The following is a 13,781-nucleotide window of genomic DNA, read 5'->3' on the forward strand; positions in this document are numbered from 1 at the left end:
AGTAGCAACAGGCAACAACCGGCCACAAGCGGTCATCCTCATAATCTGTGCTCCGACATGATGGGGCATGCCGGAAATGTCGGCTCGAGCATCAGAACGTAACGCCGCGCGCGGGTGATTCCAACGCGAAGAATTTTCCGACTGCGGTCATAGGGCGCTTCATCCCCACGCCAGACCAAGGAAGAGCGAAACTCCCGCGCTCCCTGCCTAATGCTTTCCCGAACCAGGATAACGGCATCGAACTGCTTGCCCTTGGACTTATGGATGGTCATGACGTGTATGCCTTGAGTATCGTTTCCATCAGCGAGCAGTTGATCCTGCACCAGGGCGTTATCGAGCCCCTGACGCGCGGTGGTGTATGCGCCAGTCGTCATCCACATCTCCGACAAGCTCGCGCTGATTCGCTTCCCACGATTGAAAGCGATCAAATAGTCGAGAGCCCCCGCGACCTGCTTGAACTCAGTGACGCCGGTTCGGTAGAGCAGCGTTTTGATCTGAATCCAATCCCTGCCAGGGTCACCGGTAAGCACCAGACCCGCAGCGCCATCGATGAGTGCTTCAGCACTCCTCGCAAGATTGGTCTTCGGGGGCTTACCACCAGCGATGCTGGCACTCCATTTCAGGTAGGTTGCTGCCTCCCTGATTGCCGTTGCACTACCGTCTGCACGCCTGATCAAGGCAAGTAATTCAAGACAGGTTGCGATATCAGCTGCACGCCGTTCAGGAAGCTTGGGCTCCAGAAGAAATGCTGCCAATCGGGCCGATAGCAGAACTGCGGCCTCGTCGAACAACACCTTGTGAGGAATAGGTTTCGCGCCTCCGTTCAAGGCGGCTGAAATCTTGGCGACGCCACTGCCGGTGGTTGCGAGTATGGCCATATTTTCCACGCGCAAACCGTCCGCTTTAGCACCTGCGTAAAATCGACCGAGCGCCGCACGCATCCACTGAATCGGTTCGTGTCTCGGGTCATACAGAATTCGACCGACACCGGCATATGGGGCTCTTCTCGGCGTCTTCGCCAAGATGTCATTGCCGAACACAGCGATCTCAGTGCCAGGGCTGCGGTTATTGTCGGAGCCAAGATCTACAAAAACGGGAGACAAGGCGTCTTTGATATGATCGATTCGCTCCGGACCGACTCCCTCAAGGTGGTCAAAAATCTGCTGATCAAGATCAGCCAGGCAGATGATCTGGCAGAGGTCTGCCAGCTTCTCAATGCAGCTCCAAGCCGTATTCCCAGTGTCTTGAGCCTCATCAACAATGATGACAGGGTAAGTGTCCGCTACCAGTTCCCGGAGCAACTGACACCTTTCCAGCAGCTCACTGGATTTGGGAGCAAACCAGTCGAAACAGATTTGCCCCTCCTCCGCGAACAGTCGCGCCCGCTCAGCTTGCCACGCGAGCCATTCGGCTGTTGGCCTCTCTCTCTTCTGCGGTGCTTTGACTCCACCGGACAAGGCCTTTTCATCTTGAGGCAGCAGGATCTTGAGCTTTCCTTTCGGAGAGCCGAGCAGGTAGCCATGGCTTTTGAGCAATGACCAGCAGAAGGAATGAAAGGTCTGGAGGCTGAGCTGAGAACGTACGGTCTTATCGACCAGCAGACTCGACGCCTCTGCGACCCTTGCCACGGCTGCCCGAGAAAAGCTGAGGAAGAGTATCGACTGCCCCGGCTGTAACCCAGCAGCAATAATCTTCGTGGCCTTCTGAAGGGCGATAGTGGTCTTCCCGCTGCCAGGCCCTCCGACAATCAGGAGGTGGCCATCCTCGTCCAGAATCGTCTGACGCCGCTCGCAGATGATCATATGGCGCCTACCTGATCCTCTTCATTCTCTTCCTCAGCCGGTTCATCACCGGGCTGAGCAGCAGAAGCAGGTTTTGGGAAGTCCTCGTAAACACGCGTCAGGAAATCTGTGATCCCGACTGGCAGCTCGTGCAGTGCGCAAAGATCCAGCAACCGGGCTGCATATCCGTTGCCTTTGTTACTCTTGAGCGCTTTGAGCATGTTGTCCACTACCCCCTTATCATCTGGGCGCTCGGCAGGGATGCCAATGTTCCCCTGCTCCCCGGAATCACGAAGATCACAAAGGAACGTCCATTGGTGCTCAACCGGCGTTTGGGTGACCAGTAGCTGCTCGATGTTTGGGAAAGGAATCTCGTTCGGGAAATCGAAGGCTTCCGCAAACTTCTGATTTTCCTCTGCCTTGCGTGGCTTGTAGTCATAGAAAGCATAGGTTCGAAGGCCAAGTGCTTTGAAGAAAGCACCGAAATTAGGCAACGAACCGTCGCCATCAACGGGGAAGATCGTGATGCCTGCCAAGTCCAGGGCAAACAGATCCGGGTTGGCCTGTTCCATCTTCTCAGCGACTGCGGTCAAGGCACTGTGCTCGGTGACCCCCTCCGCAACAATCACCCCAGGACCGAGCATTGCTTCCGCAAGGCCTCTTCGTGCATGACGCTTGTACATCTTGCCTTTCAGGGTTGTGCCTGACGCAACGGTCGTCGACTCCACCGTTGCCTCAGCGTTGCGTCTCAAGATGATGATCTGAGATGGGTCGAATCGCTCGATCACATACGGTGAATGCGAGGTGACAAAGCACTGCGTCGTCTCTTCCAAAAGGTACTTCGCAATTCGGCGCTGCGTATGCGGTGGCAGTGCTATTTCGGGCTCCTCCATCGCGAAAATCACATTGTCCTTTTTCACCTCGGCGATGAACGACAGCAGAGCCAGCACGAGGGTGTTCAGCGTACCTGTCCCGACATGCTGGAAGGGGACTGGCTTTTGATCCTCTGTAATGGAAAGAAAGAACGACATCGTCTTGCGCAGGTGCTCTCTCGTAAGCTGCGAAACGAATAACTGGGTCGCCTTGCCAGCCCCACCCACGGAAATGTACTGGGCAAGCCTCTCTTCAATGGAATCCAGTACTGGCCGGAGGTCGGTAGCATCCGAATCGATCGGGGGATTCAGCTCCCGAAGCCGCTTGATAGACTTTTCCCAAAGCCCGGTTCGAACGCCTTGCAACCGGAGGATGAGATCGAGCAGAGAACCTCGCTCAAGACTGAGGGCACGTGAACCTGTGCGCAGGGTTCGAAGGTAGAGGAACCCAAACAACCGCTTCACTGTTTTCTTTACACGCTGAAGCTCGCCGTCTTCGAGGCTGGGGCTATATGAGAAGAACGTGTCCGCCTCGAACTCATCTTCTTCTGGGTTGTAAAAGGCTTGCGTTTCAATGCGCAGACATCGAATAACTTCAGGAGGGACGGCGGCATCTGCCTCACCAGCCTCCAACAGACGTTGCTCTTTGACGTGCCACAGCTCGGTGTGAGCCGCGCAGGTGCGCTCAACCTCACCACTGAGATCAACCAGCATGACTTCGATCCTGATCTTTACGGGGGTAGTCCCGTCAGCATCGAGGTACGAGGCATTGTAAAAATCAAACTCCTGAACCGGGGGAAGCGAGAAAGCCTATCTGGACTGAGCACAAGATCCAAAGCTTCGCAAATCGTGCTCTTTCCGACGTTGTTGCCCCCTACAAGCAGGGTATGTCCGTCAAACGTAAGATCCGCTGACTTCACACCCCGAAAGTTCTCAATCTTCAGATTGATAATGCGCATTTTCGCAGATCCTTATGCTGGCTCGACGCCTCAGCTTGGCTTAACCAGCCAAACCTGCCTAGCCATAGAAGAAATGAATCGCCCAGTTTTCTTAGATATCAGATGACCGTTGTTGGGCGTTTTCTGCCGAATAGGACATGAAATCAACGCCCTACAACTGCCATTCGTTTCGAAAAAATCTCAACCACACATTATCGCGATGACATCAGCACCAAGGAGGTTAGCCCCATGTCATTGCAATGCCCTCGCTGTCACTCCCCCAAAGTCGCTTCCTTCCACCACGCCATGAAAGTCGGCGCCGCCATCGGCACCGTGGGCGGTGTTGCGCGCGGAGTCAGCACTGCCCTGGCAGGCGGGCAGGCTGGCGCAGCTATCGGCGCGTTCGCCGGCCCTGTTGGTATCACTCTCGGTTCTGTATCTGGCGCCATCCTCGGTGGCCTAGCTGGCGGGGTTGGCGGCTGTGCGCTCGGCGCTCAGCTCGGCGAGTCGCTCGACCGCCACGTCCTGGCCCACAACCTCTGTCTACTCTGCGGTCATCGCTTCAACCTGCCTGCCTGATCCGGCCCTTTCTCTCCACTTATTTCAATTATCCGGTCGGTGCTGCGCCTGGCGCGGCGCTTTATTCCGGCCTACATCCATAGGAATCGTTCACATGGCACATCTAGTCGAAACCATGGCCTACGCTGGCGCTACCCCGTGGCATGGCTTGGGCAATCAGCTCACGCAGAAGCAACCCATCGAAGTCTGGCAACGCGAAGCCGGCATGGACTGGCAGATCCTCGAAAGCCCCGTGCATTTCAAGTCGGATGCCATCGGCCACCTGGGAGCTATCCATTCTTTTCCAGAGCAGAAGGTGCTCTATCGCTCCGACACCAAGGCACCGCTATCGGTAGTCTCTCAGCGCTACCACACGGTGCAACCTCGGGAAGTGTTGGAGTTTTATCGCGACCTCACCGAGGTTTCCGACTACGAGTTGGAAACGGCCGGAGTACTCAAGGGTGGTCGCAAACTCTGGGCGCTGGCGCGTACCGGGCAAGGCGCGGCGCTCAAGGGTAACGACCAGGTGAATGGCTATCTGCTGCTGGCGACCTCCTGCGACGGCACTCTGGCCACCACCGCCACGCCGACCACCGTGCGCGTGGTGTGCAACAACACCCTAAGCATCGCACTGGACGGCACCAGTCGGGCGATCAAGGTGCCGCACAACACCCGCTTCGACCCCAAGGCGATAAAGAAGCAACTCGGTATCGCCGTCTCGCAATGGGACGACTTCATGTACCGCATGCGCGTGCTGGCCGAGCGCAAAGTGCAGTGGCATGAGGCGCTGGGCTTCTTTATGAACGTGTTGTGCGAGACCAGCCCGACCGGTGCTCTGCCGGAGCAACTGCCCAACGAGCGTGCCCTGCGCAAGGTCCAGGAACTGTACGAAGGCCATGGTCGCGGTAGCCAGCTGGATTCGGCACGCGGCACCGCCTGGGGCTTGCTCAATGCCGTGACCGAGTTTGTCGACCACGAACGCCGCGCGCGTAGCAACGAGTACCGCATGGACTCGGCCTGGTTCGGCCAGGGCGCGCAGATCAAGCAACGCGCCCTGGATGCCGCGCTGCAGCTTGTCGCTTAACCCTCACTTACCTCACTCCTCGCGCCCGGTCAGCCTTGTGCTGGTCGGGCGATTTTATGTCTGCAGGTGAATACCATGAAAGCAACGTCATTGAACGGCAACACCCGCAAGAAACGCCCTGCCCTACACCTGGTCAGCACCAAGGAGTTACCGCGTGAGGACTGGCTACAGATTCGCAAGCAGGGTATCGGCAGTTCGGATGCCGCAGCTGCCGTGGGGCTGAATCCCTACAAATCTCAGTTGGAGTTGTGGCTTGAGAAGACTGGCCGCGATACCACGCTACCGAAGGCAGACCCCCACTATGAGGAAAGCCCGATGTACTGGGGCAACGTTCTGGAACCCATCGTGGCCTGGCATTACAGCAAACGCACCAAGCACAAGGTGCGGCGTATCAACGCCGTGCTGCAGCACCCGAATCCGGAGCTGTCCTGGATGCTCGCAAACATCGACCGCGAGGTACTAGGTGCCGATGATGTTCAGATCCTCGAATGCAAGACAGCCGGCATAAACGGGGCACGCCTTTGGAAGGAAGGCGTGCCCGAGTATGTGGTGTTGCAGGTCATGCACCAGCTCGCCGTCACGGGCAAGCAGGCTGCAGATGTAGCGGTGCTGCTTGGCGGTCAGACGCTGGAGGTCCATCGAATTGAGAGGGACGAACAACTCATCGCGCGCCTGATCGAACTGGAGCGTAAGTTCTGGCAGTACGTGGAGACCGAAACGCCACCGCCAACCGATGGCACTGCTTCTGCTGAAGCGGCATTAAGCTGTCTCTATCCGGAGGATAACGGCCAGATCATCGACTTCAGCAACCACGCCGGACTGAGCGCCGTCTTCATCGAGCTCAAAGCCGTACGCCAGTCGATCGCCGATAAGGAAAAGCGCGAGGCTGAGCTCAAGCAAATTCTGCAGCAGGCCATGGGTAATGCCAGCCGAGCTAAATTCTCTAGCGGCTATGTCAGCTGGCGCAAAGCCAAGGACAGCCTCGGTCTCAATGTCGCTCAACTGCTTCAGGACAAGCCCTACCTGCAGGCCAAATACCCGCTGCTGAAACCCGGCGCGCGGCGTTTTCTGGTCGGCTGATTTCCATTTCCTTCGCCCTTCCCTCCCCTTGGCCAGTCCATGCAGTTCGCTCTGCATGGCTGGCCTTTTTCATTCCCAGGAGAATCACATGCTCAAAGGCTTAGCCCTGACGCCCCCTGTTCTCGGGCGAATCTCCATCGGTAAGGTCATCGAGAAGAACGGCAAGCGCCTGCCGGAAAAAGATGATCAGTTCACCATTACCTCTCAGATACAGAGCAAGGACGGTTGGCTGTTGCACCCGCTCAACGACGAACTGCGTCAGAGCCATGGAGACAAGCTGCGCAACATTCCCGTGCGAATGCTATTCAACGAGCCGGAGTTGAATTTCCGTGCCGACTATACCTTGTTTGATCGCCAGTCAGGACGGCCGCTATGTGTCGGCAATGGCGAGACCTGCAAGCGTGTCACCCAAGACGGCATACAGTCGTTGCCCTGCCCTTCGCCCGATGCCTGTCCGCTGGCCAAGGGTAGAGCGTGCAAGCCTTACGGCCGGCTGAACGTGGTCATTGGCGACGACGATCCGCTGGGTAGCTTCGTGTTCCGCACCACGGGTTTCAATAGCATCCGGACCTTGGCGGCTCGCCTGCATTACTTCCAGGCAATCTCGGGCAATCGGCTGGCCTGTCTGCCGCTGGAGTTGCGGCTGCGTGGCAAATCGACTCGCCAAAGCCTCGGTACCCCGATCTTCTATGTCGACATCACACTGCGCAGCGGACTTTCGATGGAGGAGGCGTTGCTGCGAGCCCGGGAGCTTGACGAGGCACGCCAGGCTTCTGGCTTCGATCAAATGGCGTTGGGTGCTACGGCACGACTGGGACTCGCCAATGGTGCTTTCGAGGACAGTGAAGAAGAGATCTGTGCCATTGCCGAAGAGTTCTTCCCGGAACCGGGACCTGAAGCGCCACCTTCGAGCGTTTCTGCAGCAGAGTCAAAAGCCAAATCAGAACCCACTTTATCGACGTTACTGAAAGCCCGAACCCAGCGCACCGCGGAGTGACATCCGCATTGTCACTTCACCATTCAATCTACGAGGAGGATCGCGCCATGAGCCTGGTGCGCTTCATTGGTTTGCTGTTCGTGTTCATCGGTGTGCTGGCCAGCTGTACGGTGGCCGTCGCTCTACTCGCATTCATGCTGCGTTTCTGGCCATTACTGCTGATAGGCATACTGGCATGTATCGTGTTCAACCGAATAGTCAGCAGTAAGCCCCATATCCCCGAACCTAAAGACCCGCATCAGCAAGCAGATCGGATGGCTTGCACCGAATAGCTGCGGCAATCCGGCAAATATTTAGGAAAGTGACGTTTCGCTCCCCACGTTCGATTTTTCCCATGTGAGAGCGATCTATCGATGCGGCATCTGCCAGGGCTTCTTGAGAGAGATCCAGAGCAAGGCGGCGGGCTCGTACAGCCGCCCCCAGCTTTACGAGATCGCGGTCTTTGTCTTGGATTGCGGAGATTCTTGCCATGGCAAAAATCGTCGGGCTATGATGCCAAAACGACCACGGCATTTACGACCCATTTCACAAGTTTGGGCACTATTGACGTCAGATTGCACCCACTTGTGCCTATGCAGTTGGAAATCCCCTGTTCACGTGGAGGTGAAAGCCGGCCAACGCCTAGCGCCATCCTAACCAGAAAAACGCCTTAAGACTTCTCGCCTTAAGACTTCTCGCCTTAAGCACCACCTTGCTAGGAGCTCAGAACACCATGAATGTCATAACAGGTCTGAACGAAAACTTGATCGAAAGCCTCTTGAGAACGCGAGCATCCTTCGAGGTAGTCGGTCTTCGGGGCAATTTCATGGCCGGTATCAAGCTGGTTGAAGCCAAGATCGAGGGCATGGGAATGAAGTGTCGAGTCAGAAGCGACGTAAAAAGTGCCGTGGTGCAGGGCGGCGCACTCGGTGCCGTGTTCAGCGTCCTCACAACACCTGCGACATTGACCATCGCAACACTAACGGCCGCAGCAGGTGTCGGCCATACGCTCGTCACGTACAACCCCGACTACGAAATCATCAAGGACTACGTCAACAAAAAGCTCAAGGTTGTTTACAAGAAATAGTCGTTTTGCTTACTCCACCCTCCCCGCCATAGTCAGAAATAAACCATGAAACGTATCTTTGGCATCCTTCTTCTTGCGTCCTGTGCTCAGGCAAACGCTGAAATTTCCGCATACCAAGGTACTGCGGCTTTCTTTCCCGATGAGACGTCACCGCGCGGTCTACCCGACGCCATCCCCTGTGTCACCAGATCGGCTCATACGGGTCAACCCATGCTGTTCTGTACTTGGCTAACCAGCACGCGGTACGTTGACGTCTGGGATGCTCAACGCCAACAGAACATCCGTATCACCAACAAAGTGAATGGCCTGTGTCAACGTGGCAATTGTCGAACCCAAGGTGCAGAGGTAGGTAACTGGAGGGAGGACATACCGTTCCAACTCTCGATCTGGTATCGCATAGGCAGTAGCACTGATGGCAAGCCGGTCGCATACCGCACCAACGCAACCCATCAGGTGTCATACGCGGAAGCGGGCAGCCTGCTTATGAAGTTCTACTTAGATGCAGGCGTCCCGGATAATGAGTTGGTTTCGACCTTCGACAAGCGGTACATCGGTGGTTGGGCTGCGTGGAATCAGGATAAAGGCGGGGCTGTATCAGCTGCGACAAAGAGTCCTTCTGCTTCCCAGTCCGAATGGCCTGAGGTCAAAACCGCATGGTGCAATCCACGCATGGATGACGATTGCTATATCAACAACAAGAAGGTGCCAGTTGCGGAATTGGGTAAATGGTTACCGGACATCAGCGAGTCGAATGCCGACCAGCTAGGCGGCCACTGTGAAGCCATCCTCTGCTTCGACAAAAATGATCAGCCGATGGGCTATTTGTTACAATAACAATCCTGAGTGCTGTTGGGACAGTTAACGAACAGTCGCATGGCAATCCTGACAATAAGGGGCACTCGCCCCTTATCGACTTGACTTCAACATTTATTTTTTGCCCATCCCGAAACAGAGTAGGTCGCCTCTGGGTCGATTACGACCAACCGTAAACAGCGGCTTCCCCCCATCGCGGACATTGCCTACATTGTTCGGCTAGAAAATGAGACGACGTTGTCGCCCGCAAAGACGCAGAAATTCATCGAGTTTCTGAGAGTTCACCTGAGCCCGGATGAGTGAATGCAGCACGGTCTGTGCCGCTTCATTCAGGCAAGCCCATAGAACGCGTGCAACTTCGCCAGCTCATCAAGGCCCTGGGCAAGCATTCGCCGATACCCAACCCTGTCAGTAATGAACGGCGAAAAAAGGCTGTGTCCTAGCCACTGATCGAAACCGTCCTGCGCAACGCTCGCCACCGCCATCCCCACAGAACGAACGTCTTCGAAGCGCCCATACTGAGGGCTACTGATGCTCAGGTCGCCGTAGACGTATGGCGTGCTGTCTTGCAGCGCCCCCCATCGTTTGAAGGACGCTCTTCTGACCTGGCACGGAACACATCGCCCGCAATGTTTGTATCCAAAACGCTGAAAACGCCCGCAACTGGTAGATGTCACAGCATGCAGTTTGAGTAGATCCTGATTTAGGCACCCCGCCAACATCTCGCCTTTTGTCATCAGCGCGTAGGGGTTCTGAATCTGAACGTTGATATCGGCAGCATCGAAAATCTGCTGCAATCGACCGAGGTACTCTGGGTGCGCAGTTCGGGTACTCAAGCTACCGAGCCGAGTCACCGTCAATGGTGGGTTTATGGCAATGAAACCATTCTCACAGATGTAGAGAGGTACGCGATCACCCTGATGATAGCGATCAAGGGACGTCGCAACGGCTAAGCCAAATGCCAGAAAAACGATGGATCGTGCCCGCTGGGAGGGCTCTTGAGCCCCCGGAGACTTGGCGACGTGATTGAGGCCAATCCTAGACAACCCAAGACTTTGAGCGAACGCGTCCTGCTTCTCACCATCACCCCGGACAATTTGACTGACGGCATATGGCCTCTCCCCTTGAGCGATCAGATCGATGGCTCCGATCAAACTATCCATCCCTCCAGAAAGCAGGGTGACCGAGTCTTCTCGGGGATGCAATGCCTGCAACTGAGCAGGTGGCCCATACCCACCTGAATAGAAGACGAACGTCCACACGTCAGTCGTCAAAAAGCCCAACGCAGCTTCCAGTGCTCGTGACTGAGCATTCCAGAACGCTGGATCCTGAACAGCAATGTGAAGCTCGAGCGTACGCGTCCATCCATCCGCGCTTCTGGCGCGCAGATCTGTGAAGTCCGCCGCAACGACGGAAAGAGCAATGCTCAGAAAATCCCACGCCTGAAGTGAGATTTCCAAGTGAGCCTTCTCAAGCAGATGCCGGGCATAGCCTCCAACACTGACCTGCCCCTTTTCCGCCTGGCCATAGATCACCACCTGCATCGCCTGGTCAACAGCTCGCACCTGGAAGCCCGCAGGGCCACAAATGAACTTCATTCGACATACCCCTCAAAAACCTCAAAGGTCTCCTGTAGCGCCTGGGTCACGACTTGAGAAATCCGCCCCGTCGTCAACCGGGCTCCATTGGCTGCGATTGTACGAAAAGACGCCGATACACACTCCTTGATGTACTCCTTGATCTCTTTCAGACGCCGTACCGCAACCAAAGCCGACGAGGCTTTCTCCTGGATCGTTTTCCCCAGATCAAGCTCGTAGCGATGAAACACATCCATCGCGGTGAAGCGCTCAATTGCGTAAGCCCGCTCCTCAGGAGACAGATTCAACAAATCGGCATTTGGGTACTTCACAAGGACATCGGATAAAGAACCACGGATTGAAGCTCGCTCAGCCTCCGCATCCTGAGTGCCATCGACAGGGCGTACAGCCTCGACGAGCGCATCCATCACTTCCGATGCCGACCGACCGTTTAATAGAACGGGATCAATGGGGTTCGGACTTGCCTGGCTGGCGCCATCAGCCACCGACTGCAGGGTACTGCCGAGTATCCCAGCAACTGCCGCTGTGCCGCCAAATCGTGCAGTGGTGGTCTTGGCTCCTCCATACCCATGCTTGACATAGTGCTTCAAACTCCTCTGGAGACCGCTGCGGTCACCGTTCCTGGCATAGTCACCCAACCCTCGACGCGCCCCGCCAAAACGGCCTGGTGGCGCGAGTGGTGGCGGCGACTCCGGAGCTGTCCTCGAGTCGTTGTCATCCTCCGGAGAATCATCTGGTTGATGATCATCTTGATCAGTCTGATCCTCTCCGGGATCAGGCAGCTCAGGGTCTGGCAGATCCTGTGGCTCTGGCGGCAGAGGTGGGACAGGTGGTGGAGGCATTGGCGGCAGCGGCGGCGTCCACGGGGGCACCATCGGCACCCCTTTGCCTGGCCCGTCGCTATTTTGGGACGTTCCCATTCAACTTCCTTATTGCAGCTTTAACAGGGGCACTGGCATCAAGGTTCAGCCAGTAATCGAATACAGACCTCGCCCATGCTTCGTCTTTCAGCTTCGGCACAATTCCCGCCTGGATCTGCGCGGGCGGACGCTCTTTCAAAAATGCCGCGAGGCGTGGGCCCTGCAACCCATCAATACCGGCGATGACCAGCATCGCATCCAGTACAGGTGGCACTCCCCACTCTTGCTCGCTACCTGCTTTGTCGAGGAGCCGATCCATGATCACACTGATCTCGATGGGAGCAATGTGCCCAAGGCGATCCTTGAGCTGAGCCGCCATATCGGGCGAGTCGAGCAACGCAGTAAGCAACTCGGCGGCGGTCGATGAAAGTCGATCTTCGTCCGTGATAATCGGCGCATGTTCGCGACTGACGTAAATGGCGCCGCGCAAATCCTTGTCCGCCAGTGCAGGGGGCAGGGCAAGCCACTCTTTCACGAAGGGGTGATCCCAGGGCTGCGGCAAAGAAAAGTCCTTGCCCTGCTTCACATCAGCTTCCCAGTCGGTGAGCATCGCGGGCTTGCCATGCTTATCAGCCGCAACCGCCTTCATCAGCTCTTCAAAGGCCTTGGGATTCCCGCTGCGCTCGAACAACATTAATTTGACCAATGCTGCCTCATCCACACCCACACCATGGGCACGAGAGATACTCATCCGGATCGCCAGAGCGTTTAGAAACCGCTTGATGAGCCGGGGATTGCCGTGAATGCCCGACGCTGAGGTCATCACTGCTGCAAGTCGCTCTGCCGTGTCGAATTTACCGATCAGCTCCTCGGGGTATTTGTTGGACAGGGACTGCATGAAGGCCCTGTCCACTCGGCCACCCTGCCAGGTTGTCCGAAGCTGATCGCGAACGCTGACACGAATTGACTCGATATCTTCTTTGGGCAGGCCGCTGTTCTCTGTGAACAGCATCATCATGTACGCCCGCACTTCCTGCGTCCCCAAAGGCGGCACCCGGATCGGAACCTGGATCAGCTTGTCGAAATAGCTGGTGACCAGGATATCGTCCGGTACCCCGCTGAAATGCCGGCGCACCGCATGCTTGATCATTTCGTTATCCGCAGCGATGACAAAGGCCGTATTGCGCAAGAACAGGAAAAGCCTGATTGCCTCGAGGGTCGAGATTGTCGTTTCGGGCAAGCAACGATCCAGGTCGTCGATCAGAACGACCAATGTGACACCAAGCTCGTCCAAGACCGATTCAAAATTATCTCGAAGCGCCTGAATTTCCTTAGGCGGAGAGGTTTTTTTGGGTTTTTCCCTGATGAGTTTCTTGGCCTCATCCGCCGCTTTCTCGGCCTTATCATGGGTCTCGCCGATCATCGCCTGATCGACCTCACCAGACCACCATTGCTTGGCCAAGCCCCACATATCACCGATGAGACCAGGTGCGGGCACACCGGCTGCAAAAGACACCGCCGCACCACCCATAAGCTTGGCTACACGCAGCCAATTCACGCGCTCAGCCAGCTCGGAAACCTTATCGAGTGCCGTTTGTCGCGCCTCGGCCTCTTCCTGCAGTCGGGAAGCGATGACATCCATCAGTGCAGCGCGCGCATCGTCATACCCTTGGTACAGCCAGGCATTGAACTCGACAAAGACGAAGTCTTTCTCAGGCTTTTTCCCCGGTTCCGGAGGATTACGTAGCGACGCCTGAATTAGCTTGATCATGGAGGACTTGCCCGCTCCCCACGCACCTGAAACCCCGATGGAAATCGGACGTCCATTGGCCTGGTACACGATCTCTGCGACGGTGTCGGCAACCCCAGAGAAATTGAGGAAGTCCGTGTCTGTTTCGTTATCGACCCACATCATGTCCCTCCTTGGCCGCTGTCAGCATGTAGCCGTGGCAAGGCAGCCATAGTAGCTGATCTGATGTAGATAGAGGCAACTGGCCATCCGCTCTATTTAGGCGACATGACGCTGCTGGTATGGGCGGAAACGGCGGTCAGTCTGGGCGGTTACAGTGTGTTTGCTGGCCGCTTACTGATCGCCTTTCACAGGAATACAAGCGCCAGCCGCTTGCTGGCGCAG

At 56.3% G+C, this 13,781-nt stretch carries 14 protein-coding genes; 7 read left to right on the forward strand and 7 right to left on the reverse strand.

Going from position 1 to position 13,781, the window contains the following annotated elements; genetic code table 11:
* Positions 1 to 38: 38 nt before the first annotated feature.
* The 3 genes from ACZ5KU_RS27580 to ACZ5KU_RS27590 are packed head-to-tail and all read right to left on the reverse strand — an operon-like array spanning position 39 to position 3,612.
* Entirely contained in the window at positions 39 to 1,802 is a 1,764-nt protein-coding gene (locus ACZ5KU_RS27580) for a UvrD-helicase domain-containing protein (protein ID WP_464736516.1), read from the reverse strand.
* Positions 1,799 to 3,367: an ATP-dependent nuclease gene (locus ACZ5KU_RS27585; protein WP_464736517.1), complete on the reverse strand. Its 1,569-nt coding sequence runs from the start codon at positions 3,365 to 3,367 to the stop codon at positions 1,799 to 1,801. The genes ACZ5KU_RS27580 and ACZ5KU_RS27585 overlap by 4 nt, the downstream gene beginning before the upstream one ends.
* A gap of 17 nt (positions 3,368 to 3,384) precedes the next feature.
* On the reverse strand, positions 3,385 to 3,612 hold the full coding sequence (locus ACZ5KU_RS27590) for an AAA family ATPase (RefSeq protein ID WP_464736518.1): 228 nt from the start codon (positions 3,610 to 3,612) through the stop codon (positions 3,385 to 3,387).
* A 228-nt stretch (positions 3,613 to 3,840) separates the two neighbouring features.
* On the opposite strand from ACZ5KU_RS27590, the gene ACZ5KU_RS27595 reads away from it, so the two are divergent.
* The 5 genes from ACZ5KU_RS27595 to ACZ5KU_RS27615 all read left to right on the forward strand — a co-directional run bounded on the left by ACZ5KU_RS27595 (position 3,841) and on the right by ACZ5KU_RS27615 (position 7,582).
* Positions 3,841 to 4,170, forward strand: a complete 330-nt coding sequence (locus ACZ5KU_RS27595; protein WP_464736519.1) for a hypothetical protein — start codon at positions 3,841 to 3,843, stop codon at positions 4,168 to 4,170.
* A 94-nt stretch (positions 4,171 to 4,264) separates the two neighbouring features.
* The gene (locus tag ACZ5KU_RS27600; protein WP_464736520.1) at positions 4,265 to 5,233 is read left to right on the forward strand and encodes a DUF932 domain-containing protein; all 969 of its coding nucleotides are present in this window, start codon (positions 4,265 to 4,267) and stop codon (positions 5,231 to 5,233) included.
* Positions 5,234 to 5,308: 75 nt separating this feature from the next.
* Positions 5,309 to 6,313, forward strand: coding sequence for a YqaJ viral recombinase family nuclease (locus ACZ5KU_RS27605; RefSeq protein ID WP_464736521.1), 1,005 nt, complete (start codon positions 5,309 to 5,311; stop codon positions 6,311 to 6,313).
* A gap of 88 nt (positions 6,314 to 6,401) precedes the next feature.
* Complete coding sequence (locus ACZ5KU_RS27610; RefSeq protein ID WP_464736522.1) at positions 6,402 to 7,310, forward strand: recombination directionality factor; 909 nt, start codon at positions 6,402 to 6,404, stop codon at positions 7,308 to 7,310.
* Positions 7,311 to 7,357: 47 nt separating this feature from the next.
* The gene (locus ACZ5KU_RS27615; protein WP_464737451.1) at positions 7,358 to 7,582 is read left to right on the forward strand and encodes a hypothetical protein; all 225 of its coding nucleotides are present in this window, start codon (positions 7,358 to 7,360) and stop codon (positions 7,580 to 7,582) included.
* Here ACZ5KU_RS27615 and ACZ5KU_RS27620 read toward each other — a convergent pair.
* Positions 7,536 to 7,781: a helix-turn-helix domain-containing protein gene (locus ACZ5KU_RS27620; RefSeq protein ID WP_464736523.1), complete on the reverse strand. Its 246-nt coding sequence runs from the start codon at positions 7,779 to 7,781 to the stop codon at positions 7,536 to 7,538. The genes ACZ5KU_RS27615 and ACZ5KU_RS27620 overlap by 47 nt on opposite strands.
* A gap of 241 nt (positions 7,782 to 8,022) precedes the next feature.
* On the opposite strand from ACZ5KU_RS27620, the gene ACZ5KU_RS27625 reads away from it, so the two are divergent.
* Together ACZ5KU_RS27625 and ACZ5KU_RS27630 are read left to right on the forward strand one after the other, a co-directional pair.
* Positions 8,023 to 8,376, forward strand: a complete 354-nt coding sequence (locus ACZ5KU_RS27625) for a hypothetical protein (protein ID WP_464736524.1) — start codon at positions 8,023 to 8,025, stop codon at positions 8,374 to 8,376.
* A gap of 45 nt (positions 8,377 to 8,421) precedes the next feature.
* Entirely contained in the window at positions 8,422 to 9,210 is a 789-nt protein-coding gene (locus ACZ5KU_RS27630) for a hypothetical protein (protein WP_464736525.1), read from the forward strand.
* Between the two features lie 308 nt (positions 9,211 to 9,518).
* On the opposite strand, the gene qatC is transcribed toward ACZ5KU_RS27630, so the two are convergent.
* The 3 genes from qatC to ACZ5KU_RS27645 all read right to left on the reverse strand — a co-directional run bounded on the left by qatC (position 9,519) and on the right by ACZ5KU_RS27645 (position 13,559).
* The gene (gene qatC / locus ACZ5KU_RS27635) at positions 9,519 to 10,787 is read right to left on the reverse strand and encodes a Qat anti-phage system QueC-like protein QatC (protein WP_464736526.1); all 1,269 of its coding nucleotides are present in this window, start codon (positions 10,785 to 10,787) and stop codon (positions 9,519 to 9,521) included.
* On the reverse strand, positions 10,784 to 11,425 hold the full coding sequence (gene qatB / locus ACZ5KU_RS27640; protein ID WP_464736527.1) for a Qat anti-phage system associated protein QatB: 642 nt from the start codon (positions 11,423 to 11,425) through the stop codon (positions 10,784 to 10,786). The genes qatC and qatB overlap by 4 nt, the downstream gene beginning before the upstream one ends.
* A 262-nt stretch (positions 11,426 to 11,687) precedes the next feature.
* Positions 11,688 to 13,559, reverse strand: coding sequence for a KAP family P-loop NTPase fold protein (locus ACZ5KU_RS27645; RefSeq protein WP_464736528.1), 1,872 nt, complete (start codon positions 13,557 to 13,559; stop codon positions 11,688 to 11,690).
* Between the last annotated feature and the right edge of the window lie 222 nt (positions 13,560 to 13,781).

The sequence above is a fragment of the Pseudomonas sp. Tof1 genome (assembly GCF_055390395.1).

Bases quoted from the DNA above. Each gene is read 5' to 3' on its own strand.
- ACZ5KU_RS27580 (WP_464736516.1), bottom strand. From the start codon at position 1,802: ATGATCATCTGCGAGCGGCGTCAGACGATTCTGGACGAGGATGGCCAC.
- ACZ5KU_RS27585 (WP_464736517.1), bottom strand. From the start codon at position 3,367: ATGCTGGTTGATCTCAGTGGTGAGGTTGAGCGCACCTGCGCGGCTCAC.
- ACZ5KU_RS27590 (WP_464736518.1), bottom strand. From the start codon at position 3,612: ATGCGCATTATCAATCTGAAGATTGAGAACTTTCGGGGTGTGAAGTCA.
- ACZ5KU_RS27595 (WP_464736519.1), top strand. From the start codon at position 3,841: ATGTCATTGCAATGCCCTCGCTGTCACTCCCCCAAAGTCGCTTCCTTC.
- ACZ5KU_RS27600 (WP_464736520.1), top strand. From the start codon at position 4,265: ATGGCACATCTAGTCGAAACCATGGCCTACGCTGGCGCTACCCCGTGG.
- ACZ5KU_RS27605 (WP_464736521.1), top strand. From the start codon at position 5,309: ATGAAAGCAACGTCATTGAACGGCAACACCCGCAAGAAACGCCCTGCC.
- ACZ5KU_RS27610 (WP_464736522.1), top strand. From the start codon at position 6,402: ATGCTCAAAGGCTTAGCCCTGACGCCCCCTGTTCTCGGGCGAATCTCC.
- ACZ5KU_RS27615 (WP_464737451.1), top strand. From the start codon at position 7,358: ATGAGCCTGGTGCGCTTCATTGGTTTGCTGTTCGTGTTCATCGGTGTG.
- ACZ5KU_RS27620 (WP_464736523.1), bottom strand. From the start codon at position 7,781: ATGGCAAGAATCTCCGCAATCCAAGACAAAGACCGCGATCTCGTAAAG.
- ACZ5KU_RS27625 (WP_464736524.1), top strand. From the start codon at position 8,023: ATGAATGTCATAACAGGTCTGAACGAAAACTTGATCGAAAGCCTCTTG.
- ACZ5KU_RS27630 (WP_464736525.1), top strand. From the start codon at position 8,422: ATGAAACGTATCTTTGGCATCCTTCTTCTTGCGTCCTGTGCTCAGGCA.
- qatC (WP_464736526.1), bottom strand. From the start codon at position 10,787: ATGAAGTTCATTTGTGGCCCTGCGGGCTTCCAGGTGCGAGCTGTTGAC.
- ACZ5KU_RS27645 (WP_464736528.1), bottom strand. From the start codon at position 13,559: ATGTGGGTCGATAACGAAACAGACACGGACTTCCTCAATTTCTCTGGG.